Source organism: Streptomyces sp. RGM 3693 (assembly GCF_050471125.1).
Lineage (GTDB): Bacteria > Actinomycetota > Actinomycetes > Streptomycetales > Streptomycetaceae > Streptomyces.
The window spans coordinates 2,182,419-2,206,269 of sequence record NZ_JBMPPQ010000001.1; the positions used below are offsets into that span (position 1 = coordinate 2,182,419).

Sequence of the window (23,851 nt, forward strand, 5' to 3'; positions counted from 1 at the left end):
CCTGCTGGAAGGTCACAAGCGTCCCTGAATCCCTTGCTGGTGAGACGAGTCCCGTGCTGGTGGGAGCGGCCGCGGCCGCGGTGCGCCCGCCGTCGGGAGTCTAGACGCACACTCGCCTCATATCGGGATGTTAGGGACTGGCGTGACGCGAGAGCGGAACGGCACCGGAGAAGTCGCCGCTCAGGCTCGGAGCCCGGCGGTGAACGGGCGAGGACCGGGTCACTCCCGACCAGCCGTCAGAAAGCAGAGCGGGGACGTGAGGAGAAAGCGCACGGGGAGGGGCGCGAAGCAGACCAGGGAGCGGAGCAGCTACGGGAGCAGGCAGATGAGCCGGTAGATGAGCAGGCGAAGGAGCAGGCATAGCGGCTGTGGGGGCAGGGATGGGAGCAGAGAGACCGGCCGGAAGGGGTGGCGCCCGGTCGCCTTGTCGGAGGAACGGTCACGGTGGGGAACGGGGCGTTGACATGGGCGTGCCGGGCGCTGAGGCTGAGGCGCACCAGTGATCAGGTCCCGGTCACCGGCGCGACCACCCGTCGGTGGACGCGCCGGCCGCGGGGGAGAAGGGGTACGCATGGCGGAGCACACTGGGCGCGGGCGGACCGCGATCGTGATCGGCGGCGGACTCGCCGGGATGCTCGCCGTCACCGCCCTGCGGGGCCACGTCGACGCGATCACGGTGATCGAACGGGACCGCTACCCGGCCGATCGCACCTTCCGCAAGGGCGTCCCGCAAGCCCACCACCTGCACATCTTCCTCAGCGGTGGACAGCGCGCCCTGGACCGGCTGCTGCCCGGTACGGTCACCGCGCTCACCGAGGCCGGGGCCCGCAGCCTGTATCTGCCGCGCGACCTGGTCACCCGTACGCCCACCGGCTGGCAGCGCCGTTTCGACGAGCGCCGGCATCCCACGCTCAGCGTCACCCGACCGGTCCTGGACGCCGTCGTCCGCGAGCGGGCCCTGCGCGCCACCGCCGGCCCGGCTACCCGCGTCGAGGTCCTGGAGGCGACCGAGGCCATCGGTCTCACCGGCGACGCCCGGCGGGTCACCGGCGTCAAGGTCCGCGCCCGCAACGGCGACCGCAGCGCCGGGACCGCCCGGTCGCTCCCCGCCGACCTGGTCGTCGACGCCTCAGGTCGTGGCTCCCGTACGCCCCAGTGGTACGCCGAACTGGGCCGCGAGGCGCCGCAGGAGGAGACCGTCGACTCCGGTCTCGCCTACGCCACCCGGATGTACCGCCCCACCGCCCAGGACGGCGAACCGGAGGTCGGCATCAACGTCCCCGGCTGGCCGGAGTGCCCGCGGGGCGCCGCCTACATCCCCGTGGAGGACGGCAACTGGCTGTTGACCCTGTCGGGGGTGCGCGGGCACCACCCGCCCACCGACGAGGCGGAGTTCGCCGCGTTCAGCGCCACCATCGGCGACCCCTACGTCCATGAACTGCTCGCCCGCGCCGAACCGATCTCGCCGGTGCACGGCTTCCGCGACACCTGCAACCGCCGCCGGCACTACGAGCGCCCCGGTGCGGTCCCCGACGGTCTCCTGGTCCTGGGGGATGCCAACTGCACCTTCAACCCGGTCTACGGCCAGGGCATGTCGGTGGCCGCGCTCGGCGCGACGGCCCTACGGGACACCCTCGACGCCGCCGGTGGCCCGGGGCCCGGCGTCCTCGCCCGGGCGCAGCGAGCGGTCTGCCGGGCCGCGGATCCGGCCTGGATCGCCGCGGTCGGCGCGGACCGCCCCTATGTGCGGGGGGCCGACGCCACGGCGGGCCTCGGCGAGCGGTTGACGACGTGGTACCTCGACCGGCTGTCGGCCCGCGCCGCCGTCGACCCCGTCGTCGGAGCCGCCTTCCGGGACGTCTTCTGCCTCACCGCCCCACCGTCCCGCCTGATGGCCCCACACGTCCTCCTGCGCACCGTCCTCCTGCCGCGCCGCCCGGGCCTGCCCCGCCCGCCCGTCGCGGTGGAGGCGGCATAACACCACGGAGCGGAAGCCCCGGCGACCGGCCCCGCACGGCCGGCCCGCACCGGCCTCGAGCGGGACGACTGGCGGCAGCAACGGCGACGGCGGCAAGGAAAACGCCGGCAAGGAAAACGGAGGCACGTCGTGCGGCATCCGCCCCGAGTTCCCGGCGCACCCACCCACGATTCACCCGAACGGGTGCTTTCGGCTGACGCTCCTGTTCATCCCGTCGTAGACACCCGAACCCTCCCGCCGCCCGCCGATGAACACACCCGTCCACCCCGGCCGGGAATGCGCCGGCCGGCTGCGCCGTTGCCCCGGAGAGCGCCGGTGCCGCATCGGGGCCGCTGCCCGGCGGACCAGAGGTACCGGAACCCAGCGTTCACGCGGTCCGTTCACTCCGCGACTGCCCGACCATGGAGGTGCCGTGACCGCATCCCGACCCCGCCCCACGCGACTGACCGCGCTCCGCCCTGCGAGTTTCGGCGCCGAGCCGACCGGGGAACGGCTGGCGAGGATGCGAAGATCGCCGCAGTTCGTGGACGGTCAGTTCCGCAACCCGACCCCCACCCGGGATCTGCTCCGGGGTGCCGCGCTGCCGATGGCGCGTACGCGGCTCAGCCGCGAGGGGCGACTGCGGCGGGCGCCGGTCGGACGGATCCCGGTGCACCGCCCGACCGACGAGGACTGGGGCCGCCCGCCCGCCTCCGGTCTGCGGCTGACCTGGATGGGACACTCCAGCGTGCTCGCCGAGATCGACGGGCAGCGGGTGCTCTTCGACCCGGTCTGGGGCGAGCGCTGTTCACCGTTCAGCTGGGCCGGGCCGAAGCGGATGCACCCGGTGCCGGTGGAGCTGGCGGAGCTGGCCCCGGTCGACGTCGTGGTGATCTCGCACGACCACTACGACCACCTCGACATGCCCACCATCAAGGGCCTGATCGCCTCCGGTGTGCTCTTCGTCGTACCGCTCGGCGTCGGCGCCGACCTGGAGTTCTGGGGCGTACCCGCGGCGCGGATCACCGAGCTGGACTGGCACGAGTCGACCCGGATCGGTGGGCTGACCCTCACTGCCACGCCGGCCCAGCACTTCTGCGGTCGCGGTCTGCGCGGTGCACAGCACACGCTCTGGGCCTCCTGGGTCGTCGCCGGCCCCGAGCACCGCATCTACCACAGCGGTGACACCGGCTACTTCCCCGGTTTCGCCGAAACCGGCGCGGCGCACGGCCCGTTCGACGCGACGATGATCCAGATAGGGGCTTACTCCGACTTCTGGCCCAGTAACCACACGGACTGTGCACCCCATCCCGGCGGGTGGCCGGACATTCACATGAATCCGGCTCAAGGCGTCCAGAGCCACCTTGACCTGCAACAAGGCCGTGCCGGCGGTGTCATGTTGCCGATCCACTGGGGGACCTTCAACCTCGCCCCGCACCCGTGGGCCGAGCCTGCGGAGTGGGCGATGGCAGCGGCAAAAACCGTTGGGCAGGACGTAGCCTTCCCCGTCCCGGGCCAGCCTTATGAGCCCGCCGGCACGCTCCCCACCCGTCCCTGGTGGCGCGACCTGGCCCTCCCCCTGAACCGCACATGGCCCGTCCCCGAGAGCGCGTCGAGGAAGGGCGGAAAACACCTCGACCTTGTCCACGAGGGCTGACGCGGACGAGCTGAGGCAGGCAGCGCCTGCCTTTACCTCCACGTCGGATTCGGAGCGTCAACGGCTACTCCGAGCTGTCGACGGGGCGCCCCGGCAGGCGAGGAAAGCGAGTTGAGCCGGGGAAGTCCGTCTCCTGCCGTCTGCGCGCTCTCCGGGGGCGGCCGTACGCGTAGTCACCCGAATCGTGTCTTCCTGAGGTGCGACGACGACGCCCTGAGCGCGCGGTAGTGATAGGCCGGAACGCCCACTCGTGGTGGTGCACCGGCCGTCATCTGCTGGCGGCCGGGGTGTGAAAGCGAACGCTGAAATCCTTGGACCGGCCTTCACAGCGGTGGGACCGAGGGCCGTGACTGTCCTCCGAGTGGTCATGACCGGTCAAGGGTGGCCAGGGCAGCCCGGCTTCGGAGGGTCATCCGGCTGGCCTGGACAAGCCGCACGGCGATTCCGCGAGGGCTGCTGCCATCCGTTCGTTCATGTCGTTCATGTCGTTCATGCAAGACCAGCACGGTCGGCGCAGCGGTTGTAGCGGGGCATGCTGGCCCTGCTGTCGTCGCGCCACGCCCCGTGGTAGCCGTTCGCCTGGGCTTGCGGGAGTTCTGACGCTTCGCACGCCGCGTTCGCGAGGCGCTGGGAGGCTTTCAGGGCCACGCGAACGCTTCGGCCACTGCGGTGGTGGAGCCGCCCCGCCGGAGGCGGCCCCACCGCGCAGCCGGGCGGGAAGCTACTCGTGGGCGCTGATCACACCGCCGTTGCTGAGCACGATGTACACGCCGTTGGCGTCGACACCGACGTCGTGCTGGTTCGTCTCCAGCGTGGCGTCCACCTCGCCCTTGAGGCCGAGGATCTGCGCGCGGTACCGCAGCTCGCCGACCTTCGTGACCTTGGCCGTCCAGCCGCCCGCGAGCTTGAAGGTGCCCGGTCCCTGGTGTCCACCGCCCATCCAGGAATGGACCTCGCCGCCCATCGTGAGCACGACGAACATGTCGTTGGCGTCGAGCCCGGCGTCGGCGTCCTGCCCCATCGTCTCCAGCGTGGCCAGGACCGAACCGCGGCTGACGATCTTGGCGCGGTAGCGCTGGGCGCCGAGCTTGTAGATCTCGGCCTTGCTGCCGTCCACCAGGGGTACCGTGCGGACCGGGGATGCCGTCTTGGCGGTGCCGGCGTGCGAGTTGCCCGCCTGCTTGCCCATAGCGCCCGCCTTGGTCTCGGCCTTGGCGCCGGGGCCCGTTTGGACATCGGAGCCCTGCGCTCCGGCGGAGGGGCCCGCGCCGCTGGACTCGGCGGTGGTCTTGCCGGTGTCCGTGTGGCTCGCGGGCTTCGCGCCGGTGGCGTCCGAGCCGGAGCAGGCGGTCAGGGTCAGACCGGCGACCGCGGTCAGGGCCGCGGCGGCGACGCGCAGGGTGCGGCGACGGGCGGTGCGGGCGGCGGTGTTGGAGCTCATGTCGGGTCCCCCGGGGGCAGTGGGTGTCGTTGTTTCCTCGGTACGTCACTCACTTTGGTCGGGGCCGCTGTCGCAAGGCTGCCGCGTCGCTAACATCCGGCTAACACGGGTGTGAGGAGGGGAAGGACGCCAAGGGGAACCGAAGTGCCAGGCCGCGGCCGCCCCGTGGGGAACACGCGGTTGCCTGCCGGAACCAGGGGCATCCGACAGGTCAAGGCCATAGCCACCGCCGACTCGCCCCACAGCGATCGCAACGGTCAGGACACTCAGAGGTCACGCGACCCATCGGACACGTCCTGGCCCGCCGACGGGCAGGGCGTGGAGCCGTGGTGGCGGGCGGTGGCGGTGCCACCGGCGCGGGGTCGGCCGAGTTGGCCGCCGGTGGGCCCGGTGGTGGCACGGGCGGCCGCGGCGGTGGACGGTTCGGTGGGTGTGACCTCGGCCGAACTCCCACAGTGAGGCGGGGTCGGTGGTGCGGATGAGGCGTTCGATGGCGTCTCAACGGTCGCTTTCTGTACGGGAGTTCGGATCTTTTCGTACCTCCGTGCGGGGTGTGCCTACCCAAGGAGGTGGCGTGGGGTGGCGAAACCCCGGAGGGGGTCCGAACTCCACCCCCGCAACAACTAGCGTGCGTGCTCCGTGAACTGCCAACGGCCGATCCGGAGGGCGCCGATGCCTACCGCAACCCCGCCGAGGACCGAGACGTCCCAGGAGGCTCCCCGGTCCCATGGCGGACGGCACGGCCGGGCGGCCTTCTCGGAGCCGGTCACCGATTCGGCCATACGGTCCCGCCTGGTCCGGCTCGCCGCCCTCCCCGCCCTGCTGGCCGCCGTCGTCTGCGCGGGCGTCGCCGCGTTCGTGGTCCGCAGCGGCGGCGCCCGGCTCGGCGGCCGTGAGTGGGCGGTGCTGGCCGGTGGCCTCGTCGTGGTCTGCGGCATCGTCCTCGTCGGCGGCCTGGTCGGGAACTTCGAGGCGCGCGCCCTGGCGCACCGGTGCGCGCGGCTGCGCGAGGTGTGCGCCCGCGCGCAGGCCGATATCGACGACCTCCTCGACCGGGTGCGCAATGACGAAGGGCTGCGGACCTGCGACGACCGGGAGCAGTTGCCGGAGCCCGGTGGCGATCCGCTCGGCCGGCTCGCCCACGAGGTCGCCGCCACCGGCCGGGCCGCCGAGGCCGCGCTCATCGAGGCGGTGGGCATCGTCCGCAGCGACGCCACCGGCAACCAGCAGAAGCTGGAGGTCTTCGTCAATCTCGCCCGGCGCCTGCAATCCCTCGTCCACCGCCAGATCCTGACCCTGGACGAGATGGAGCACCAGGTCGAGGACCCGGACCTGCTCAAGGGCCTGTTCGTCATCGACCACCTGGCCACGCGGATCCGGCGGCACGCCGAGAACCTCGCCGTCCTCGGCGGCGCCATCACCCGCCGCCAGTGGACCCGTCCGATCACCATGACCGAGGTCGTACGCTCCTCGACCGCCGAGGTCGAGCAGTACACCCGGATCAAGCTGGTGTCGCCGTTCGAGGGCACCCTGCGCGGGCACGCGGTCGCCGACGTCGTGCACCTGCTCGCCGAACTCGTCGAGAACGCCACCGAGTTCTCCGACCCGGAGACGCCGGTCACGGTCCGGGCCCGGCACGTCACCGCGGGGCTCGCCGTCGAGGTCGAGGACCGTGGCCTGGGCATGCCGGCGGAGGAACAGGACCAGATGAACCGCCTGCTGGCCGACCCCGAGCGGATCGACCTCACCGAACTTCTCGACGACGGCCGGATCGGTCTCTACGTGGTCTCCTCCCTCGCCCAGCGGCACGGCCTCGTGGTCCGGCTCCAGGGCAGCATCTACGGCGGCGTCCAGGCCACCGTGATCGTGCCGCCGGAGCTGCTGGGCGCCAACTCGGCCGAGACCCGCGAGGAGTTCCCGGACGGCATGGAGGACGAGGAGGCCGAACCGGCCCCGGCGCGCGGCCAACGGGCGTACGGCGACCGGTTCGACGGCGCCGCCGGCCGCCGCGAACCGGTCGCCGCCCCCGTGCCCCGCGCCCTGCCCCCCGCCGGTGCGCTCACCGCCGGAGTCGACGACCTCCCCGCCCGCCGGCGCATCGTCCGCACCCCCGCCTCGACCACCATCGCCAGCGTCGAGGCCGCGGTGCTCGCCCCGCAGCACACGTCCGGCGTGCCCGACGGCCCGCCCGCCTTCCTGCCCGGTGGCGGGCACCCCGCCGACCACCGGCCCGCCGAGGCCCGGCCGGCCGCCGGTCGGCCCGCCGAGCCCGGCCCGGTGCTCCTGCCGCCACCGCCGCCGCCCCTCGACGACCGCACCCGCCCCCGGCTGCCGCGCCGCATCAAGCAGGCGCACATCGCCCCCCAACTGCGCGACGCGCCGGACCCCCCGCCCCAGCGCACCGGCCCCGAACGCCTCCACGACCCGAACCTGATGGCCGCCTACCAGCGCGGCTTCAGCCGAGCCGACCCCAGCTACGCGGCCGGCCTCACCGCCGCCGGCCACCCCGCCCCCGCTCCTGCCACCACCCCGGGTCAGGACCGCGTAACCGGCAGCCGCGGAGACCCCGAACTGCTCCTTGCCCCCGACCACGACGCCCCGATGGCCCGCCCCCGAGGAGACGACCCCGACCATGGTGAGTGATGTGCGCGCGCAGGCGCACGCGGAGTTCCGCGGCAATCAGCACACCGACCTTTCCTGGCTGCTGACCGGACTCGTTCAGCGGGTACCGCACACCCGCAGCGCCGTCCTGCTGTCCTCCGACGGCCTCGTCAAGGCATCCCACGGCTTCGAACCGGACGTCGCCGACCATATGGCGGCGCTCTCCTCCGGCCTGTACTCCCTCGCCCGCAGCGCCGGTTCGCGCTTCGGGGAGGGCAGCGACATCCTCCAGGTCGTCGTCGAGATGGAGCAGACCTTCCTCTTCGTCGCCGCCGCCGGCTCCGGCGCCTGTCTGGCCGTCCTCGCCGGACGCGAGGCCGACGCCGGGGTGCTCGGCTACGAGATGGGGATGCTGGTCAAGAGCGTCCGGCCGTACTTGTCGACGCCCCCGCGCCACCAAGCCCCGGCGGGTGGCCGTTGACCGTGACCCTGCCGCGCCGGCAGCGGTCGCACGGCCCGGACGCGCCGTGGATCGACGAGGTGGCGGGCCGCCTGGTCCGCCCCTACACCGTCAGCAAGGGCCGCACCCGGCCCACGGCGCACTTCGACCTGATGACCATGGTGCGGGCGACCGGGCGGCGGCCCGCCGGCCTCCAAGGACCCGACTACGACCGGGTCCTGGGGCTGTGCGACGGGCCCGTCCCGGTCGCCGAGGTCGCTGCGCACGTCCGGCTGCCCGCCGCGGTCACCAAGGTGCTCCTCGCTGACCTCGTCGACTGCGGGGCGCTCACTGCGCGGACCCCTCCGGCCGTCTCGGCCGGGCCCGCCCCCTGTACCGACCGTGCTCTGCTGGAGGCCGTGCTGCATGGACTTCGTGAACGACTCTGACTCCCGGCTCCCGGGGGACTCCGCGTCCGACTGCTTCCCGACCGCGCTGAAGGTCCTGGTCGCGGGCGGTTTCGGAGTCGGCAAGACCACCTTCGTCGGCGCGGTCAGTGAGATCGCACCGCTCAGTACCGAAGAGCTCCTCACCCAGATAAGCGCCGGTACCGACGACCTGGCCGGCGTGGAGGACAAGACCACCACGACCGTCGCCCTGGACTTCGGGCGGATCACGCTCGGCCCGGACCACGTCCTCTACCTCTTCGGGACGCCCGGGCAGCACCGCTTCTGGTTCCTGTGGGACGAGCTGTCCCACGGCGCGCTCGGCGCGGTGGTGCTCGCCGACACCCGGCGGTTGGACCAGTCCTTCGCCGCGGTCGACTTCTTCGAGGGGCGGGGCATCCACTTCGTCGTCGCGGTCAACGAGTTCGACGGCGGCCACCGCTACGCGCCCGATGAGGTCCGGGCCGCCCTGGACCTCGCCCCGCAGGTCCCGGTCGTGCGCTGCGACGCCCGCCAGTGCGCCTCCGGCACCCATGTCCTGGTGTCCCTCGTCGAATACCTGCTCAGCCCAGTCCGCACCGCCACCCCGGAGCTGTCATGAACGTCCCCTCCGCACGCTTCCCCCTTCCCTCCCGTTATCCGTTCTGGCGTTACCCCTCCTCCCCACTCCCTTATCTGACGGATGCCATGACGCGTCGGCTCGTGATCACCCCGGAGGACCACGAGGCGCCGGCGCGGGTGGCCCGGCTGCGCGAGCTGGGCATCGGCAAGGACCCGCTGCCCGCGTTCGACGACTTCGCCCGCAAGCTCGCCCGGACCACCAACACCCCGTACGCGATGGTCAACTTCATCGACGAGCGCGAGCAGTATTTCGCCGGCCTCTACGCCCCCGACCTCGACACCTCCGTCGAGCTGGGCCCGGCGCCGCCCAGCGGCCGCCCCGAGCGGATCATGGCCCGTGACCACGGCTACTGCCCGTACGTCGTGGTGCGGCGCAAGGCGCTGGTCCTGGAGGACGTCTGCGACTACCCGCGGTTCGCCGGGAACCCCGTCGTCGACGAACTGGGCATCCGCACCTACCTCGGCGCTCCGTTGATCGACCGCACCGGGATGACGCTGGGCACCGTCTGCGTCATCGACCGCGAACCCCGGCCCTGGGGGCGCGAGGGGCTGCACACCATCAAGGCGTTCGCCGCCGAACTCGTCGAGCAGATCGACGAGATGGAACGGCGGCAGCGGGAGGCCGACGCCTCCTGACCGGGCACGGCCGCGGCCCCGGAGGCTCGTACGGCCGGCCGGGGCCGCACCCGGGCGGGCGCACCGGAGGCGCGGCCGACCGTCGCTCAGGACACCCGGGCCAACGCCTCCCGCCCGCCCGGCAGCGCCTCTTCGGCCGGCCGCTCCGCCGGCGTGGGCCGCAGTAGTTCCGCCAGCCGGTCGGACCAGTCGCCCTTCCCCTGTCCCAGGGCCAGTTCGCCCAGTCGCAGCAGTTGGATGTCGGAGGTGCCGGCCGGCGCGAAGATGTGGTGCGCGTCGCGCAGGAAGCGCTCCACCGGCCGGTCGGTGAACAATCCGCAGGCGGCGTGGATGTCCATCGCGTCCCGCGCCGACTCCAGTGCCGACTCCACGTTCACCAACTTGGCGTTCATCAACTCCGCATCGCACGGCAGCCCCTGGTCCAGCAGGTGCACCGCGTGGTACGCGGACAGTCGGGCCAGCAGCAGCCGGGACTGGATCCGGCCCAGCTTGAGCTTGATGGTCGGCAGCTCCGCGAGCACTTCGCCGTAGCGCCGCCGCTCGGTGCAGAACGCCGTGGTCTCGTCCAGGACCGCCTGGTGGATGCCGAGCGAGACCGCGGTCAGGTTCGGCCGCCCGTACAGCACGCTGGAGGAGTACGCCACGGACAGCCCGTCGCCCTCCCGGCCCAGCAGCTGCGCCGCCGGGACCCGGCAGTCGTCGAAGAACAACTCACCGAAGCTGAAGCCGTGCAGGCCCATCGCGGGCCGCTGCGGCCCGACCCGGAAGCCGGGCGCACCGGACTCGACGAGGAACGCCGACAGGCCCTTGGAGCCCTCGCCGGTGCGCACCACCACCCCGTGCAGATCCCCGATGTGGCTGTTGCCGACGTAGATCTTCCGGCCGTTGAGGACGTAGTCGTCGCCGTCGCGGACCGCGGTCGAGGTCATGCCCAGCACATGGCCACCGGACTGCGGCTCGGTGACCGCGATGGTCGGCAGGCAGTCGCCCGAGGCGATCGCCGGCAGCCAGGTCTTCTTCTGCTCCTCGCTGCCGAAGTGGACGATCTTCGCCACGCCCAGCTGGGACGCCTGCACCATGGCGCCCATCGCGGCGCTGACCCGCGACAGCTCCTCGATGATGAGGGTCTTGGCGACGTGCCCGGCGCCCATCCCGCCGTACGTGCGGTCCACCGTCGCGCCGATCCAGCCCTGCCTGGCGATCAGCCGCGAGAGGTCGGGGCGAACGGTGCGGCTCGCCTCCATCTCGGCGATCCGGGGGCGGACCTCGCGTTCGGCGAAGTCCCGCACCCGGCGCCGGAGTCCCTCATGTCGCTGGTCCGTGAAGTAGCGATGCAAGACGAGCCCTCCTGCGCGAACTTCCGCGTGCCGATCCCTCCCCGCCTCGGGGCGGCACGGACGGTGCCGCCGTGATCGTATTGGAAATGATCTTGTGCCTACCGTGTGCAACACCCGTTGGCATACCAGCTGCGGGTCGCGCAAAACATCAACCGAGCGCATTCATACGGGCACTTGGAGTGCGCGGATGCGCCGCGCGACCCCCGGCCGTCACACGCAGGGTGGCGCGGTTCCGGGCCGCCCGGAACCGCGCCACCCCATGCCTCCCGGCCGTCAGTGCCCGGTGCCGCAGCAGGACTCGCGGCGCTGCTGCCGTCCCACCTCCAGCCAGTCGGTGCGCGCCGCCGCGCGCACCGCCGGCCCACCGGGCGCCGGGAACGACTCCACCAGCGCCCGCTGCTCGAACAGCCGCCCGCCCTTGAGCACCGCCGAGGTCCGCACCAGCGCGGTGAGATCGCGGAACGGATCACCGTCCACCAACGTCATGTCGGCGAGCTTGCCCACCTCCAGCGTCCCCAGATCACGCTCCGCACCGAACACCCGGGCCGGCAGCACCGTCGCGGTGCGCAGCGCCTCCACGACGCTCAACCCGCCCCGGTGCAGCGCCCGCAACGCCAGATGGAGCGACAGCCCCACCGGCACCAGCGGCTGGTCCGTCCCCAGCGCCACCAGCCCGCCACCGTCCAGGATCCGCCGGTAGACCTCCACCTCGATCCCGATGTCGGCCAACTGCGCCGGCGTCGGACGGTGTCCGGCGCTCTCCCGGACCACCGCACTGTCCCACGGCGGCATCAACCGGCTCACCCGCACGTCCTCGGCCAGCGCCGGATCCTCCCCGATCAGCGGCGACGCCGAGAACGGCGTCGCCAGCATGTGCAGCCCACCGGCCGTGTAGACGTTCTCCACGTCCTGGTACGCATGGCCGGAACCGGACACCGCATGCCCGAACTCCAGCCGCTGGGTGGCCTGTAGATGGGTCGTCAGGTCCTGCCCCACCTGCACCCCGGGGGTGAGCAGGTGACTCCCCGAGCGCACCCCGAGCCGGTCGTGCGCGAAGCGGGCCGCCTCCGCCATCACCCAACCCGGCGCCCGCACATAGGTCTTGACGAAGTCCCAGTCCAGCGCCGCACCCCGGGCCAACGACCGCCGCAGCCCCGCCTCGGTGCGGTGCGCCCGCCCCATGCTGTACGCCACCCGCCCGCCGTCCAACAACTCACCGCAGGTCAGCAGCCGCGGACCGGCCAGCACCCCGGCGGCCAGCGCCTCCCGCAGCCGCGCCTGCTCGTACGAGAAGCCGCCGCAGGACACCGTGGTGGTGATGCCGTACGCGAGTTGCAGCGCGGTCTGCCGCCCGCCGTACGTCGTCTGCCAGGGGTGCGTGTGGGCGTCCCACAGCCCCGGCAGCACGGTCCGCTCCACGGCGTCCACCCGGCGGGCGGTGCCGGCCCGCGACGCCCGGTGCGGCTCCACCGCCGTGATCCGCCCGTTCCGGACCACCACGTCGACGTCCTCCCGCACCGTCTCACCGGTGCCGTCCCAGAACCGGCCCGCGTGCACCACGGTGTCCCGGGCCCGCGCCGGCCGCTGCTCCAGCGTGACCGGAACGGTCCGGGCCGGACCGCCGGACACCGGGACCAGCCGCAGCTTCCCCGCCGAGAGGTACAGCAGCGTCCCGGAGTCCCCCGACCACGACGGATGGTCCGCGGCCTCCTCGGTCAGCTGCCGCCGCGCACCGTCCGGCGTCCCGTCCGGCCGCACCGGCAGCACCCACAGCGCCGACTCGGCGATCAGCGCCAGCCACTTCCCGTCCGGCGACCACACCGGCCCGGAGTCGTAGCGGTCCGCGATCGAAACGTGCTCGGCGACCTGATACAGCCGGTCCTTCCCGGTCTCCGCCTCGACGATCCGGATGACGTTGTAGCCCTCGCGGAACCGGCGGTTGAGCCGATTGCGGTCGCACAGCGCCAGATGACGGCCGTCCGGCGACCAACTGGGCCGGCCCGGCAGCCCGCCCGCCCCCATCGGCGCGGCCAGCACCTTCTCCGATCCGTCCGCCAGCGTCCGCACGACGAGGTTGCCCGCCATGTCCAGCGCGGCCAGCCGCCCACCGTCCGGCGACAGCGCCGGCTGCACCCGCCCACCGGACGCCAACACCGTCTCCGCACCGGAGTCCACCTCCCGGCGGCGCACCGCGAACAGCCCGTCCCGGTCGTCCGCGTACACCAGCGCCCGGCCGTCCCGGGACCAGCTCGGCGCGAGCACGTAGCGGGTGGCCGCGGCCCGACTGATCCGGCGCGGCGCACCGCCACCGGAAGTGGGCGCCACCCACAGCGAGTTGAGCGCGGCGAAGGCGACCCGGCGGCCGTCCGGGGAGAGCGCCGGCAGGTGGATCCCGCGGACCGGACCGGCCGTCGTGCGCTCGAAGCCGTAGTCCTTGACGCGGTACCGCGGCCGGTCCAGCGGCAGGCGCGCGGTGAACGGGATGGTCTCGGCCCGCTCGGGCGCATCGGGCCGGACGATCCGGAACTCCCCGCCGACCGTCACCAGCAGCTCGTCCGGCGACACCCAGCGCGGCGGCACCGGCTCCACATCACCGCCCACCGCCACCACCGCACCGTCCACGACCAGCGTGCAGGTCGGCCCCGGATAGTCGGTCGTGCGCAGGTACGCCAACCGCCCGGCGGGGGACAGTGCGGGCACCATCACCTGCGCCTCGACGGTCTCGGTGTGCTCGGTGCGCACCGCGCCCCGCCCGTCGGCGGCCACCGACGCCACCGTCCGGGAGACCAGCGCGGGACCGTCCAACCGGCCCCGCACGAAGACGATCCGGGCACCGTCCGGCGACCAGCAGGGATCGAAGTCCTCCCAGGCGCCGTCCTGATGGGGCCCGTCCTGACCGGGCACACCGGTCACCCGGGTCAGCCGCCCGGACGCCACCTCCAGCACCCATATCCGGTACGGGCTGCCACTCACCGCGTCGCCGCCGCGCTCCGAGGCGAACGCGAGCCGGGTCCCGTCGGGCGACCAGGCCGGCCCCCGGTCGTCCCACGGGCCGTCGGTCAACTGCGTCAGGTCCGAGCCGTCCGGGGTCAGCGCCCACAGGTGGAAGTTGCCGCCCCGATAGGCGCAGACCGCGAGCCGGCGACCGTCGGGGGAGTACACCGGACGGGTGGGCTCCAGATCGGGCGGGGTCAGCGCCCGCGCCTCGCCGCCGGCACGGGGCAGCGACCACAGGACGTTCTGCACCTCGGCGACCAGCCGGTCACCGGACGGCGCGAGGGTGGCCGCGCCATTGGTGGCGGCGGTGAAGGACAGCGCCACGGGCGCACCGGCTGACGGGGCGCCGGCCGGTGCGGTCGGCAGGGCCGCGGCCGTGGGCGCGGCGACGCCCGCCAGACCGGCCGCGGCGGCCGCCGAGGCGGTGCCCTGGAGGAACCTGCGGCGGGAGAGCGGCGAACGCGGGATCGGAGCGTGCTCGGGGCGGTCTGCGGTGTCCAACGATCCTCCTGCAAAAGGGGGTTGCGGCACGGTGCCGGCACAGAACCGCATGATCGTGTCACGCCGAACGGGCCGCCGACCATCTTCGCCACGCGCGCCCCGTGGCCCCGCGCCGCCCGGCGGGCCAGAGTGGGCCCGACCGACGAACCGCCCGCCCCAGGAGAGCACCATGCAGCAGGACGTCCACCAGGCCCCCGACGGCGCCCGCATCGCCACCTACACCTGGCTCCCGGAGACCGGCACCCCGCGCGCCCTGGTCCAGATCGCCCACGGCGCCGCCGAACACGCCCGCCGCTACGACCGCTTCGCACGCTTCCTGACCGGCCACGGCTACGCAGTGCTCGCCTCCGACCACCGCGGCCACGGAGCCACCGCCGCCTCCACCGGCGGCCGCGGAGTGACCGGCGAGGACGCCTGGCGGGCCATCGTCGGCGACCTCAAGGGCATCGGCGACCGCGCGGCCGCCGCCCACCCGGGCCTCCCCCTCGTCCTCCTCGGCCACAGCATGGGGGCGATGCTGGCCCGCGACTACGCCCAGGAATACGGCGCCGACCTCGCCGGGCTGATCCTCACCGGCACCTTCCGCACCCTGCCGAGCCTCGACATCGACGCCGCCGCGGCCCAACTGGAGGCCGAGATCGCGGCATCCGGCCGATCCCACCTCTCCTCCTTCCTCCCCCGCGCCTTCGGCTCCTTCAACGACGCCTTCGCGCACCGCACCGGCTACGAATGGCTCTCCCGCGACACCGCCGAGGTCGACCGCTACGCCGCCGACGAGGACTGCGGCTTCCCGTTCTGCGCCGGCCTGGTCCTCGACTGGGTACGCGCCATCCGCAAGGTGAACGACCCCGCCCACCTCGCCCGGATCCCCCGCGGCCTGCCGATCCACGTCGCGGTCGGCGACCAGGACCCCTGCCACCAGCGGATGACCCTGGTCCACGAACTCCTGGAGGACTTCCGCTACCTCGGCATCCGCGACCTGACCTGGCGCGCCTACCCGGACGCCCGCCACGAGATCCTCAACGAGACCCACCGCGACGAGGTCCAGGACGACCTGCTGTCCTGGCTCACCGAACACCTCTGACCCGCCCGCCACCGGGCCGGGCCTACGCGCCCAGGAACCCGGTGATACGGGCCCGCAGGCCCTGCGGGTCGAGCCCGTGCGCCGCCAGGTGCTCGTCGAGCTGCCCGTAGCGGCGCAGTTCGCCACGGCCGACCCCCAGCCCCAGCACCCGGTGCGGCCGGTCCGCCAACGCGTCGCCGGCGTACCGGGTGGAGGTGCCGGCCAGGTACGGCTCGACCAGTACCACGTCCGAGGAGCCGGCGGCGTCGGCGGCGGCCCGCAGCGCCCGGCCGTCGAAGGGCCGCACGGTCGTCGCGTAGAGCACGGTCACGTCCAGCCCCTCGGTGGCCGCCAGCACGGCGTCCAGCATCGGGCCGACGGCGACCACCACCCCGCGGCGGCCCTCCCGCAGCGCCAAGAACCCCCCTTCGGTAACCGGCCGCGGCGCCTCGTTGACCTGTACGGACAGCCGCACGTACACCTTGTCGTCGCCGGCTGCCGCGGCCTTCCGCAGCAGCACCTCGGCCTCGTCCGGATGGCCGGGCACGTGCACCGTCCAGTCGTCGAGGGTGTCCAGCAGCGCCACATCGCCGGGCGCCATATGGGTGAAGCCACCGCTCGGCCAGTCGTAGGAGGCACCGGCGCTCACCAGCACACCGCCGGTGCCCTGGTGCCCGAAGTCCAACTTGAGCTGCTCGAAGGGCCGCTCCACCAGGAAGCTGGCGAAGGTGTGCAGCACCGGCCGCAGCCCGGCCAGCGCCAGCCCGCCGCCGACGCCGACCAGCAACTGTTCGCGGATGCCGACGTTCACCACCCGCTCGGGGTGCCGCCGGGCTGCGCCCGCGAAGCCGTCGACGCCGATATCGGCCAGCACCACGGCCAGCCGCGGGTCCTCGTCCAGCAGCCGCGAGGTGACCGCGGCAAAACGCTCACGCATGGTGTCCATCACTGAATTCCTCTCGCAATACGGGTCGTTGGGGAAGAACCGCGGTCAGGTGGCGTTCCCCGCGCTCTGGGCGTCCTGGGCGTCCTGGGCGTTTCGGGCGTCCCCGGCGGTCTCGGGAGGCTCAGGAGCCTTGGGGCTCTTGGGCTGCTTGGGCTCGACGCGGGCGACCACCGCGTGCGGTCGGCCCGGGTGCGGGGCGCGGAACGCCTCGTACAGCGCCTGGTGGTCGCGGCCATCCACGGTCGTCGTGGACCAGCCGGCGGCCGCGAAGCGGGAGGCGATCCCGCCGTGCCAGCCGTGGGTGGCCGAGGAGTTGTCGATGACGAGGGTGTGCAGCCGGTCCAGGCCGGCTGGGCCGGCGTAGGCGATCGCCTCGTGGTTGCTGCCCTCATCGAGTTCGGCGTCGCCGATCAACACCCACACGGCCGGTTCGGTGCGGCCCTGGGCGCGCAACCCCAGTGCCGTGCCCACGGCGAGCGGCAATCCGTGCCCGAGCGATCCGCTGCCGATCTCGACGCCGGGCACCAGGGTCCGGTCGGGATGGTGGCCGAGCGGCGAGTCGTACGAGCCGAAGGCCGGCAGCCAGTCGGTGGGGAAGAAGCCCTTGGCGGCCAGCACCGCGTAGTAGGCCATCGGGCCGTGGCCCTTGGAGAGCAGGAAGCGGTCCCGATCGGGGGCGGTGGCGGTGGCGGGGGAGACCCGCAGTACCCGGTCGTAGAGGACCCAGAGGGCGTCGAGGGTGGAGGTGGCCGCCGGGCCGTGTTTCTCGTCGCCGGTCATCAGCCCCATCAGGCGGGGCAGTTCACCGAATCCGTGGGCGCCGCGCGCAGGGGCGTCCACGGTGCTGTCCGTCGCTGTGATCGTCATGCGACAGAGCTTGCAACCTCAAGCGGGCTTGAGGTCAAGATAGGGGTCCACTGGCGGTTTGATGATCCTGATCACCAGCGCCACCAGCGACAGCCCGAACGAGAGCGCGGCCTGCACGAAGGAAGCCGTGATCGTCGGCCACTGAATCGAGGGGGTGGTCATGCGCGTAGCGTGGCCGCACGGTGACGCCGCCGCATGGGTACGGGTACTCATCCCGACCGCCCCGCCACCTGCCCCGTCGCCCACCCCGGCCGGGAAATGGCAACGCGCGCCCTCTGACATGCGGTATTGTTCTCGTGCACGACCGCACGGGGAACTCCCCGGAGGATCGGGCATCGGGACGTGGCGCAGCTTGGTAGCGCACTTGACTGGGGGTCAAGGGGTCGCAGGTTCAAATCCTGTCGTCCCGACTTACGGAAACGTGAGTCAAAGGCCGTGTCGGAAATATCCGACACGGCCTTTCCGTGTTGTCCTCCAGTGCCGCGGCGGGCCTCTGGTGTCCGTCTGCTCTCCGGGTGATCCGGGTGATCGAGGCGATCCGTGCGTTGTCGTCTCCCCGTCGTGGGCCCGACCGATGCACCCACAGTTGTTGCCGGATCACTCAACTCGCGGTTAAGTCCGGTCTCTCTCACTGTCCGTATGTGGACTGGTGCGGCGCGTTCTCGTCGTGTCAGGATGGGGACGTAGCTTCGACGGCCTTAACTGCTCGTTGGGCCGGCTCGACGAACGGGGGAATGGCAGTGGGGGGCGACAGCCGGCCCAAGGGGGAGGGCAGCGTGCTCGCGGAACGGCTCAACCACCTCTTCGCGCACATGCACCCACCAGGCGCCCCGTACACCAACGCCCACGTGGCCGACGAGATCAGCCACGGGACGGCGGAGTACGGCGGGGTCAAGGTCACCGAGCAGTACCTGTCGATGCTGCGCAACGGACGGCGGACGAACCCGGGCCCCGAACTCCTGCGCGCGCTGGCGAAGTTCTTCGCAGTGCCGGTCGGGTACTTGCTGGGGGACCTCTCGCAGCCGCAGGCCGCGCGGGTGGAGGAGGAGGTCCGGTTCCTCGCCGCCATGCGGGATCAGCGGGTGCGTGCCATCGCACTGCGCTCGGTAGGGCTGCCCCCGGAAGTACAGGACAGCCTGACGACGATCATCTCCCAGTTCCGCCAGCAGATGAACCTGCCGGACGGCCCGCCGGAGCAGGGTGGTGATCGGCGTGGCGCACGGCCCGATACGGACCGCTGAGCGCGACCGGATCTTCACTACCTGGCGGCGGGCCGGACACGAGGACGGGACGAGCATGCGAGTGGGGCAGATGCGCAGGCGGTGCAAGCAGCTCATCAAGGAGCTGCGGCTGCCCGCCTCGACCGATCTGCGGGGGATCTGCGACATCGTCGCGGCACGGGTGGAACGGCCCGTCCACCTCGTGCCGATGAGCCTGGGCGGGGTGGTCTCCGGCATGACCGCCACTACGGACGACGGCTACTGGGTCTTCTACGAGCTCAAGACCTCCGCCTGGCACCAGACCCACATCGTGCTGCACGAACTCAGCCACCTCCTCCTCGGGCACGCCCAGGACCCGGCCGTCACCGAGGACGCGCTGCGCATGTGGACGCCGTCCGTCGACGTCGCCACCGCCATGCGACGTATGGGCCTGACCATGGGTTTCGCCCGACACCACGGTTACGACAACCTCGCCGAGCGGGAGACCGAGGTGCTCGGCACGCTCCTGATGGAGCACGTGGTGCCCGCCACCGTGGAGCGGGAACTCCCGCTGGAGGGGCCGGCCGCCGAGGTCGCGGCGGCGCTGGGGCCCGCGCTCCGGCACATCCGCCGCCAGCAGGAGGCCACCGGACCGGAGGAGGAAGCCGGTGTTTGACGTCGTCTACCTCTGCTTCGGGGCCGCCGCCTGGGCGTTGGTGGCCTACAAGGCGGTCGCCTGGTTCCGCGACCGCTCCAACACCGACCTCGGGCTCGCCTGCCTGATGACCGGCGGGGTGGCCACGGTCTTCCTCTTCTCCGCGCCCAGCCTCTACCGGGGATTCGACCGGCTGGTCGGCGTCGCCAACCTCGCCATGGTCTTCCTCTACTCCTCCGTCGTGGTCTTCGCCGCCGGCGCGTTGGTACTGCTGCTCCGCTGGACGGCGGGCGAGGGCGAGGCGGCCCGGACCCGGGCGCGGACCAGGGCGCGGGTGGCGGTCGGGGTGGTGGCGCTCCTGTGGGCGGTGGCCGTCACCGGCTTCGCCGTCGGCCGCCCGGACGCCGTGGAGCACCCCCGGGACTTCAGCACCGCCTACACCGACGCACCCGGCGTGATGCTCTTCCTGGTGCTGTATCTGGCCATCTTCGGGGCGAGTTTGGCGTGCCTGGGGACGCTCTGCCCGCGCTACGCCGCCCGGCTCGGCGGCTCGTGGCTGGCCCGCGGGCTGCGGGTGCTGGCCGCCGGCTGCTGGCTCGGCCTGATCTACTGCGCCTGCAAGGTCATCGGCTTCGCCCTGTCCTGGGCCGGGCACCCGGCGCTCTGGCTCTCCAACGGCGTTGCCCCGCTCAGCGCTTCGGTCGCCGCGATCCTCGTCCTCGCCGGCTTCAGTCTGCCCGCGGCCGGCCCCCGGGTCGCGGCGTGGCGCCGACTGCGCCGCCTGACGCCCCTCTGGCGGACCGTCACCGCACAGACCCCCGAGGTCACCATGGACGGCTCCCGGTGGTCCGGACGCTGGCCCTTCGCCGACCTGGAGTGGCGCGCCAACCGTCAGATGGCCGAGATCCGCGATGTGCAGCGCGGCATCCGTCGCCACGTGGAGTCCGACGCCATCGACATCGTCCTCGAACGCGCCCGCGCGGTCTCCCTGGACGACGGACAACTGGCCGCGGTCGCCGAGGCGGCGGCCCTCCGGCGCGGCCTGGAGAACCGCGCGGTGGGCCACGTCCCGGTCCACGGCGCCGACAGCGTGGTGGTCGCCGAAGGCCGGGACGCCACCGAACTCGCCGCCGAATACGAGCACTTGGCACTGGTCGCGGACGTCTACCACTCGCCGCTGATCGAGACCGTGCTCACCGAGTTGCGACAGCGCAGCGCCACCATGCGCAGCTGACCGCAACGCCACAGACGGGGTGGCCCGGTACGGGGGTCCGGGCCTCCCGCATCGCGCACGGCGGCACCGACCCACGTGGCCGGTGCCGCCCGGCGCCCCACCGTTGGTGATCTAGGGCCTATCCAACCCTGACCCATCGGACAGGCCCTAGGCTCGGGAGCCATGCAGAACACCGCCGAGACCGGCCCCGACGCTCCCTTGGACACCACCCCCCTCCTGGACGACCCGTACGCCGCCTGCGCCGCACTCCGCGAAGCCGGCCCGGTGCACCGGATCACCGGCACCGACGGACAGCCCGCCTGGCTGGTCACCCGTTACGACGACGTCCGCAGCGCCCTGGCCGACCCCCGGCTCTCGCTCGACAAACGGCACGCCGCCCCGGGCAATTACCGCGGCTTCGCCCTACCGCCCGCCCTGGACGCCAACCTCCTCAACATGGACCCGCCGGACCACACCCGGATCCGCCGCCTGGTCGTCAAGGCCTTCACCCCGGGGCGGGTCGAAGCGCTGCGCGCCCCCGTGCAGCGGATCGCCGACGACCTGTTGGACGCGATGGCCGCGCAGGGTCGAGCGGAACTCGTCACGGACTACGCCGGGCCGTTGCCGATCACCGTCATCTGCGATCTGCTCGGCATCCCGGCCGAGCACCGACGCGACTTCCTGGCCTGGTCGGACGCGCTCATCACGCCCGACCCCAGCCGCCCTCAGGCGATGAAGGAGGCGATCGGCGCGATGCTGGAGTTCTACACCGGGCTGATCGCCGCCAAGCGCGCCGAGCCCGGTGACGACCTGCTCTCGGATCTGATCGCGGTGCGCGACGACACCGCGGACGCGCCGGGCGCCGACCGGCTCAGCGAGGACGAACTGACCTCCCTCGCCTTCCTGATCCTCTTCGCCGGCTACGAGAACACCGTCCAGCTCATCGGCAACGCTGTCCTCGCCCTCCTCGACCATCCCGAACAACTCGCCGCGTTGCGCCGAAATCCAGCCGAACTGACGGTCGCCGTCGAGGAGTTCCTCCGCTACGACCCGCCGGCCTCCCTGGCCATCCGCCGGTTCCCCGTCGAGGACCTGGAGATCGGCGGGGTCCGCATCCCCGCCGGCGAGAGTGTGCTGCTCTCGATCGCTTCCGCGAACCGCGACCCGAACCGGTTCCCCGACCCGGACCGGCTGGACCCGACGCGCGACCTCGCCGGCCACCTCGCCCTGGGGCACGGCATCCACTACTGCCTCGGCGCGCCGCTGGCCCGTATGGAGGCGGAGGTTGCCATCGGTGCCCTCATCAGCCGCTTTCCCGGGCTGCGCCTCGACGTTCCGCGGGACGAAGTGCAGCACCGTCGGACAATCCGGGCGCGTGGCCTGATTTCGCTGCCCGTGGCCTGGTAATCCGGGGACGCACAAGTTTTTGATGCGTAACCCTTCAGTCATGCGGTAGAAAAGTCCTGTGACCCGCCCGGTGTGCATCCCCCGTCGCACCGGGCGGGTCCTTCTTCGTGACTGCCTTTGTGGCTGACTTTGCGACTGCGCACACCTCGCGGCACGCCGACCGCACCACCCCCCCGTGGCCCGTCTGGCGCACTTGCGCTGCGCACACCGCCGGCCCTCCTTAGCGTGACCCCATGGCATTTGACGCGCTTGTGTCCAAGAAGGCCGGTGCGCTGGCACTGATCGCCGCCGCCGGAGTGTCCCTGAGCCCCATACCGGCCGATGCCCGTCCCGCCGCACCGACGGGACGTCAGGCCGCGGCCCCCGCCCGGCAGCTGCCCGGCGGCCTCAGCGCCCTCGCCTGGATGGTCGCCGACGCCGACACCGGCAAGGTGCTGGCCGCCAAGAACTCCCACCGCAGACTCGCCCCGGCCAGCACCCTCAAGACCCTCTTCGCGGTCACCGTGCTGCCCAAGTTCTCGTCCGGCCGGGTGCGCCAGGTCAGCGCCGCCGACCTCGCCGGCCTCGGCGCCGGCAGCAGCGTCGTCGGCGTCCGCCAGGGGCAGCGCTACACCGTCGCCGACCTGTGGCGCGGCGTCTTCCTGCGCTCCGGCAACGACGCGGTGCACGTCCTCGCCGCCATGAACGGCGGTTGGTCGGCCACCGCCCAGGAGATGCAGCAGACCGCCCGCCGGCTCGGCGCCCGCGACACCACCGTGAAGTCCCCGGACGGCTACGACGCCCCCGGCCAGGTGTCCTCCGCCTTCGACCTGACGGTCTTCGCCCGCGCCGGCCTCGCCAACGACGACTTCGCCCGCTACTGCTCCACCACCCGCGCCGGGTTCCCGGCGGCCGGCGGGGGCACCGTCCAGATCGAGAACACCAACCGGATGCTCGTCGGCTCGCACGGCCTGTCCCGCTATCCCGGCATCGTCGGCGTCAAGAACGGCTACACCAGCAAAGCCGGCAACACCCTCGTCGCCGCCGCCCGGCGCCACGGCCACACCCTGATCGCCACCGTGCTCAACCCCCAGTCGGGCGAGGCCAACGGCGTCTACAAGGAAGCGGGCGCGCTGCTGGACTGGGGCTTCAACACCGTGACGCGCTCCGAACCGGTCGGCCGCAGCGGCTCCGACGACGCGGATGACGACGCATCGTGACCCCGGCCGACCCTCCGGGCCACGGCCCCGGCCGACCGCCTAACCGGCGCGCAGTCGGGGAGCCGCCCCGGAGGCGGAGACCGTACCGTCCGCCCCGTCTGCCGGGACTCCGGCCAGTGTGCCATCCTCCGGGACCCTGGCCAGAGTGCCGGTCAGGTCCCGTGCCCAGGCCGTCAGTCCGTCGACGTCGATGCCGTACGGGGCGGCCTTGGCGTACGGGGCAAGTGCCGCCGCACCCCGTCCCAGCAGTGCCGCACCCCCCGTGACATTGCCGCGCGCCGCATGCGTGAGCCCCACGGCCAGCTGGGCTAGCCCGCGCCACAGTTGCCGCTCGGCCTCCGGAGCGGCCTTCCACGCGTCCTCCAGGACCTCGTGGGCGTGGAACGGCATCCCGGCGTCCAGCAGCCGCTGCGCCTCGATCAGCGCCTCATCGGGCGTCCGGGGCACCCCCTCGGGCTGCCGGGCAACCCCCGGCGATCCGTAGGGCAGCGGCCGGCCCAGTCCGTCCCGGGGCCGGGCACTACGGGCCCGGCCCTGCTCGTCGCGGTCACGGGAGCGGGACGCGGGGGCACCGCCCTCCTCGTACCGGGTGGTGTGTCGGTGGTCCTCCGGGGCATTCACCCTTCGATTGTGCGCCGCGGGACGGCCGCCGTCGCCGCGGGGTCACCG

Annotated in this window: 20 protein-coding genes and 1 tRNA gene; 14 read left to right on the plus strand and 7 right to left on the minus strand. The window is 72.7% G+C overall.

The window, feature by feature from the left end; genetic code table 11:
• Window positions 1–571 precede the first annotated feature (571 nt).
• A complete protein-coding gene (locus tag ACO0M4_RS09270) occupies window positions 572–1,978 on the plus strand; it encodes an NAD(P)/FAD-dependent oxidoreductase (protein ID WP_430369283.1) in 1,407 nt (468 codons plus the stop codon).
• 412 nt (window positions 1,979–2,390) lie between these two features.
• A complete protein-coding gene (locus ACO0M4_RS09275; RefSeq protein ID WP_430369285.1) occupies window positions 2,391–3,614 on the plus strand; it encodes an MBL fold metallo-hydrolase in 1,224 nt (407 codons plus the stop codon).
• 721 nt (window positions 3,615–4,335) lie between these two features.
• Here ACO0M4_RS09275 and ACO0M4_RS09280 read toward each other — a convergent pair.
• Window positions 4,336–5,055, minus strand: coding sequence for a hypothetical protein (locus tag ACO0M4_RS09280; RefSeq protein ID WP_430369286.1), 720 nt, complete (start codon window positions 5,053–5,055; stop codon window positions 4,336–4,338).
• A gap of 672 nt (window positions 5,056–5,727) precedes the next feature.
• Here ACO0M4_RS09280 and ACO0M4_RS09285 point away from each other — a divergent pair.
• From ACO0M4_RS09285 to ACO0M4_RS09305, 5 genes are all read left to right on the plus strand, one after another.
• The gene (locus ACO0M4_RS09285; protein ID WP_430369287.1) at window positions 5,728–7,698 is read left to right on the plus strand and encodes an ATP-binding protein; all 1,971 of its coding nucleotides are present in this window, start codon (window positions 5,728–5,730) and stop codon (window positions 7,696–7,698) included.
• Window positions 7,688–8,137, plus strand: coding sequence for a roadblock/LC7 domain-containing protein (locus ACO0M4_RS09290; RefSeq protein WP_430369288.1), 450 nt, complete (start codon window positions 7,688–7,690; stop codon window positions 8,135–8,137). Before ACO0M4_RS09285 ends, ACO0M4_RS09290 begins: the two co-directional genes overlap by 11 nt.
• Window positions 8,134–8,544, plus strand: coding sequence for a DUF742 domain-containing protein (locus tag ACO0M4_RS09295; RefSeq protein WP_430369290.1), 411 nt, complete (start codon window positions 8,134–8,136; stop codon window positions 8,542–8,544). The genes ACO0M4_RS09290 and ACO0M4_RS09295 overlap by 4 nt, the downstream gene beginning before the upstream one ends.
• Window positions 8,522–9,142, plus strand: a complete 621-nt coding sequence (locus ACO0M4_RS09300) for a GTP-binding protein (protein ID WP_430369291.1) — start codon at window positions 8,522–8,524, stop codon at window positions 9,140–9,142. Before ACO0M4_RS09295 ends, ACO0M4_RS09300 begins: the two co-directional genes overlap by 23 nt.
• Before the next feature lie 86 nt (window positions 9,143–9,228).
• On the plus strand, window positions 9,229–9,798 hold the full coding sequence (locus ACO0M4_RS09305; protein WP_430369293.1) for a GAF domain-containing protein: 570 nt from the start codon (window positions 9,229–9,231) through the stop codon (window positions 9,796–9,798).
• An 86-nt stretch (window positions 9,799–9,884) separates the two neighbouring features.
• Here the strand turns inward: ACO0M4_RS09305 and ACO0M4_RS09310 are convergent, their stop codons facing one another.
• Both ACO0M4_RS09310 and ACO0M4_RS09315 read right to left on the minus strand, forming a co-directional pair.
• Window positions 9,885–11,135: an acyl-CoA dehydrogenase family protein gene (locus tag ACO0M4_RS09310; RefSeq protein ID WP_430369295.1), complete on the minus strand. Its 1,251-nt coding sequence runs from the start codon at window positions 11,133–11,135 to the stop codon at window positions 9,885–9,887.
• 273 nt (window positions 11,136–11,408) lie between these two features.
• Window positions 11,409–14,633 (minus strand): amidohydrolase family protein, encoded by a 3,225-nt coding sequence (locus ACO0M4_RS09315; RefSeq protein WP_430369296.1) that lies wholly within the window; start codon window positions 14,631–14,633, stop codon window positions 11,409–11,411.
• Between the two features lie 169 nt (window positions 14,634–14,802).
• On the opposite strand from ACO0M4_RS09315, the gene ACO0M4_RS09320 reads away from it, so the two are divergent.
• Window positions 14,803–15,717 (plus strand): alpha/beta fold hydrolase, encoded by a 915-nt coding sequence (locus ACO0M4_RS09320; protein WP_430369297.1) that lies wholly within the window; start codon window positions 14,803–14,805, stop codon window positions 15,715–15,717.
• A gap of 22 nt (window positions 15,718–15,739) precedes the next feature.
• On the opposite strand, the gene ACO0M4_RS09325 is transcribed toward ACO0M4_RS09320, so the two are convergent.
• From ACO0M4_RS09325 to ACO0M4_RS09335, 3 genes are read right to left on the minus strand one after another with little or no spacing between them, the layout of a single operon-like run.
• Window positions 15,740–16,642 carry a transketolase family protein gene (locus ACO0M4_RS09325; RefSeq protein WP_430369299.1) on the minus strand — a complete coding sequence of 301 codons (903 nt, stop codon included), beginning with the start codon at window positions 16,640–16,642 and terminating at the stop codon, window positions 15,740–15,742.
• A gap of 45 nt (window positions 16,643–16,687) precedes the next feature.
• Complete coding sequence (locus ACO0M4_RS09330) at window positions 16,688–17,509, minus strand: transketolase (protein ID WP_430369300.1); 822 nt, start codon at window positions 17,507–17,509, stop codon at window positions 16,688–16,690.
• An 18-nt stretch (window positions 17,510–17,527) separates the two neighbouring features.
• Window positions 17,528–17,671, minus strand: a complete 144-nt coding sequence (locus ACO0M4_RS09335) for a hypothetical protein (protein ID WP_430369301.1) — start codon at window positions 17,669–17,671, stop codon at window positions 17,528–17,530.
• A 174-nt stretch (window positions 17,672–17,845) separates the two neighbouring features.
• Between ACO0M4_RS09335 and ACO0M4_RS09340 the strand changes: the two genes are divergently transcribed.
• The 6 genes from ACO0M4_RS09340 (at window position 17,846) to ACO0M4_RS09365 (ending at window position 23,182) form a co-directional block, all read left to right on the plus strand.
• Window positions 17,846–17,919: transfer RNA gene (locus ACO0M4_RS09340), tRNA-Pro, on the plus strand.
• 324 nt (window positions 17,920–18,243) lie between these two features.
• A complete protein-coding gene (locus ACO0M4_RS09345) occupies window positions 18,244–18,750 on the plus strand; it encodes a helix-turn-helix domain-containing protein (RefSeq protein ID WP_430369302.1) in 507 nt (168 codons plus the stop codon).
• A 61-nt stretch (window positions 18,751–18,811) separates the two neighbouring features.
• Window positions 18,812–19,384, plus strand: coding sequence for a hypothetical protein (locus ACO0M4_RS09350; protein ID WP_430371317.1), 573 nt, complete (start codon window positions 18,812–18,814; stop codon window positions 19,382–19,384).
• On the plus strand, window positions 19,377–20,597 hold the full coding sequence (locus tag ACO0M4_RS09355; protein WP_430369303.1) for an MAB_1171c family putative transporter: 1,221 nt from the start codon (window positions 19,377–19,379) through the stop codon (window positions 20,595–20,597). Before ACO0M4_RS09350 ends, ACO0M4_RS09355 begins: the two co-directional genes overlap by 8 nt.
• A gap of 162 nt (window positions 20,598–20,759) precedes the next feature.
• The gene (locus tag ACO0M4_RS09360; protein WP_430369304.1) at window positions 20,760–21,983 is read left to right on the plus strand and encodes a cytochrome P450 family protein; all 1,224 of its coding nucleotides are present in this window, start codon (window positions 20,760–20,762) and stop codon (window positions 21,981–21,983) included.
• A 233-nt stretch (window positions 21,984–22,216) separates the two neighbouring features.
• Entirely contained in the window at window positions 22,217–23,182 is a 966-nt protein-coding gene (locus tag ACO0M4_RS09365) for a D-alanyl-D-alanine carboxypeptidase family protein (protein ID WP_430369305.1), read from the plus strand.
• 39 nt (window positions 23,183–23,221) lie between these two features.
• Here the strand turns inward: ACO0M4_RS09365 and ACO0M4_RS09370 are convergent, their stop codons facing one another.
• Window positions 23,222–23,803, minus strand: a complete 582-nt coding sequence (locus tag ACO0M4_RS09370; protein WP_430369307.1) for a DUF309 domain-containing protein — start codon at window positions 23,801–23,803, stop codon at window positions 23,222–23,224.
• Window positions 23,804–23,851: the final 48 nt, after the last annotated feature.

Excerpts from the sequence above, each read along its gene's own strand:
- ACO0M4_RS09285 (WP_430369287.1), top strand. The coding sequence starts at position 5,728 with ATGCCTACCGCAACCCCGCCGAGGACCGAGACGTCCCAGGAGGCTCCC.
- ACO0M4_RS09280 (WP_430369286.1), bottom strand. The coding sequence starts at position 5,055 with ATGAGCTCCAACACCGCCGCCCGCACCGCCCGTCGCCGCACCCTGCGC.
- ACO0M4_RS09325 (WP_430369299.1), bottom strand. The coding sequence starts at position 16,642 with ATGGACACCATGCGTGAGCGTTTTGCCGCGGTCACCTCGCGGCTGCTG.
- ACO0M4_RS09270 (WP_430369283.1), top strand. The coding sequence starts at position 572 with ATGGCGGAGCACACTGGGCGCGGGCGGACCGCGATCGTGATCGGCGGC.
- ACO0M4_RS09290 (WP_430369288.1), top strand. The coding sequence starts at position 7,688 with ATGGTGAGTGATGTGCGCGCGCAGGCGCACGCGGAGTTCCGCGGCAAT.
- ACO0M4_RS09320 (WP_430369297.1), top strand. The coding sequence starts at position 14,803 with ATGCAGCAGGACGTCCACCAGGCCCCCGACGGCGCCCGCATCGCCACC.
- ACO0M4_RS09305 (WP_430369293.1), top strand. The coding sequence starts at position 9,229 with ATGACGCGTCGGCTCGTGATCACCCCGGAGGACCACGAGGCGCCGGCG.
- ACO0M4_RS09335 (WP_430369301.1), bottom strand. The coding sequence starts at position 17,671 with ATGACCACCCCCTCGATTCAGTGGCCGACGATCACGGCTTCCTTCGTG.
- ACO0M4_RS09365 (WP_430369305.1), top strand. The coding sequence starts at position 22,217 with ATGGCATTTGACGCGCTTGTGTCCAAGAAGGCCGGTGCGCTGGCACTG.
- ACO0M4_RS09300 (WP_430369291.1), top strand. The coding sequence starts at position 8,522 with ATGGACTTCGTGAACGACTCTGACTCCCGGCTCCCGGGGGACTCCGCG.
- ACO0M4_RS09360 (WP_430369304.1), top strand. The coding sequence starts at position 20,760 with ATGCAGAACACCGCCGAGACCGGCCCCGACGCTCCCTTGGACACCACC.
- ACO0M4_RS09330 (WP_430369300.1), bottom strand. The coding sequence starts at position 17,509 with ATGACGATCACAGCGACGGACAGCACCGTGGACGCCCCTGCGCGCGGC.
- ACO0M4_RS09345 (WP_430369302.1), top strand. The coding sequence starts at position 18,244 with ATGGCAGTGGGGGGCGACAGCCGGCCCAAGGGGGAGGGCAGCGTGCTC.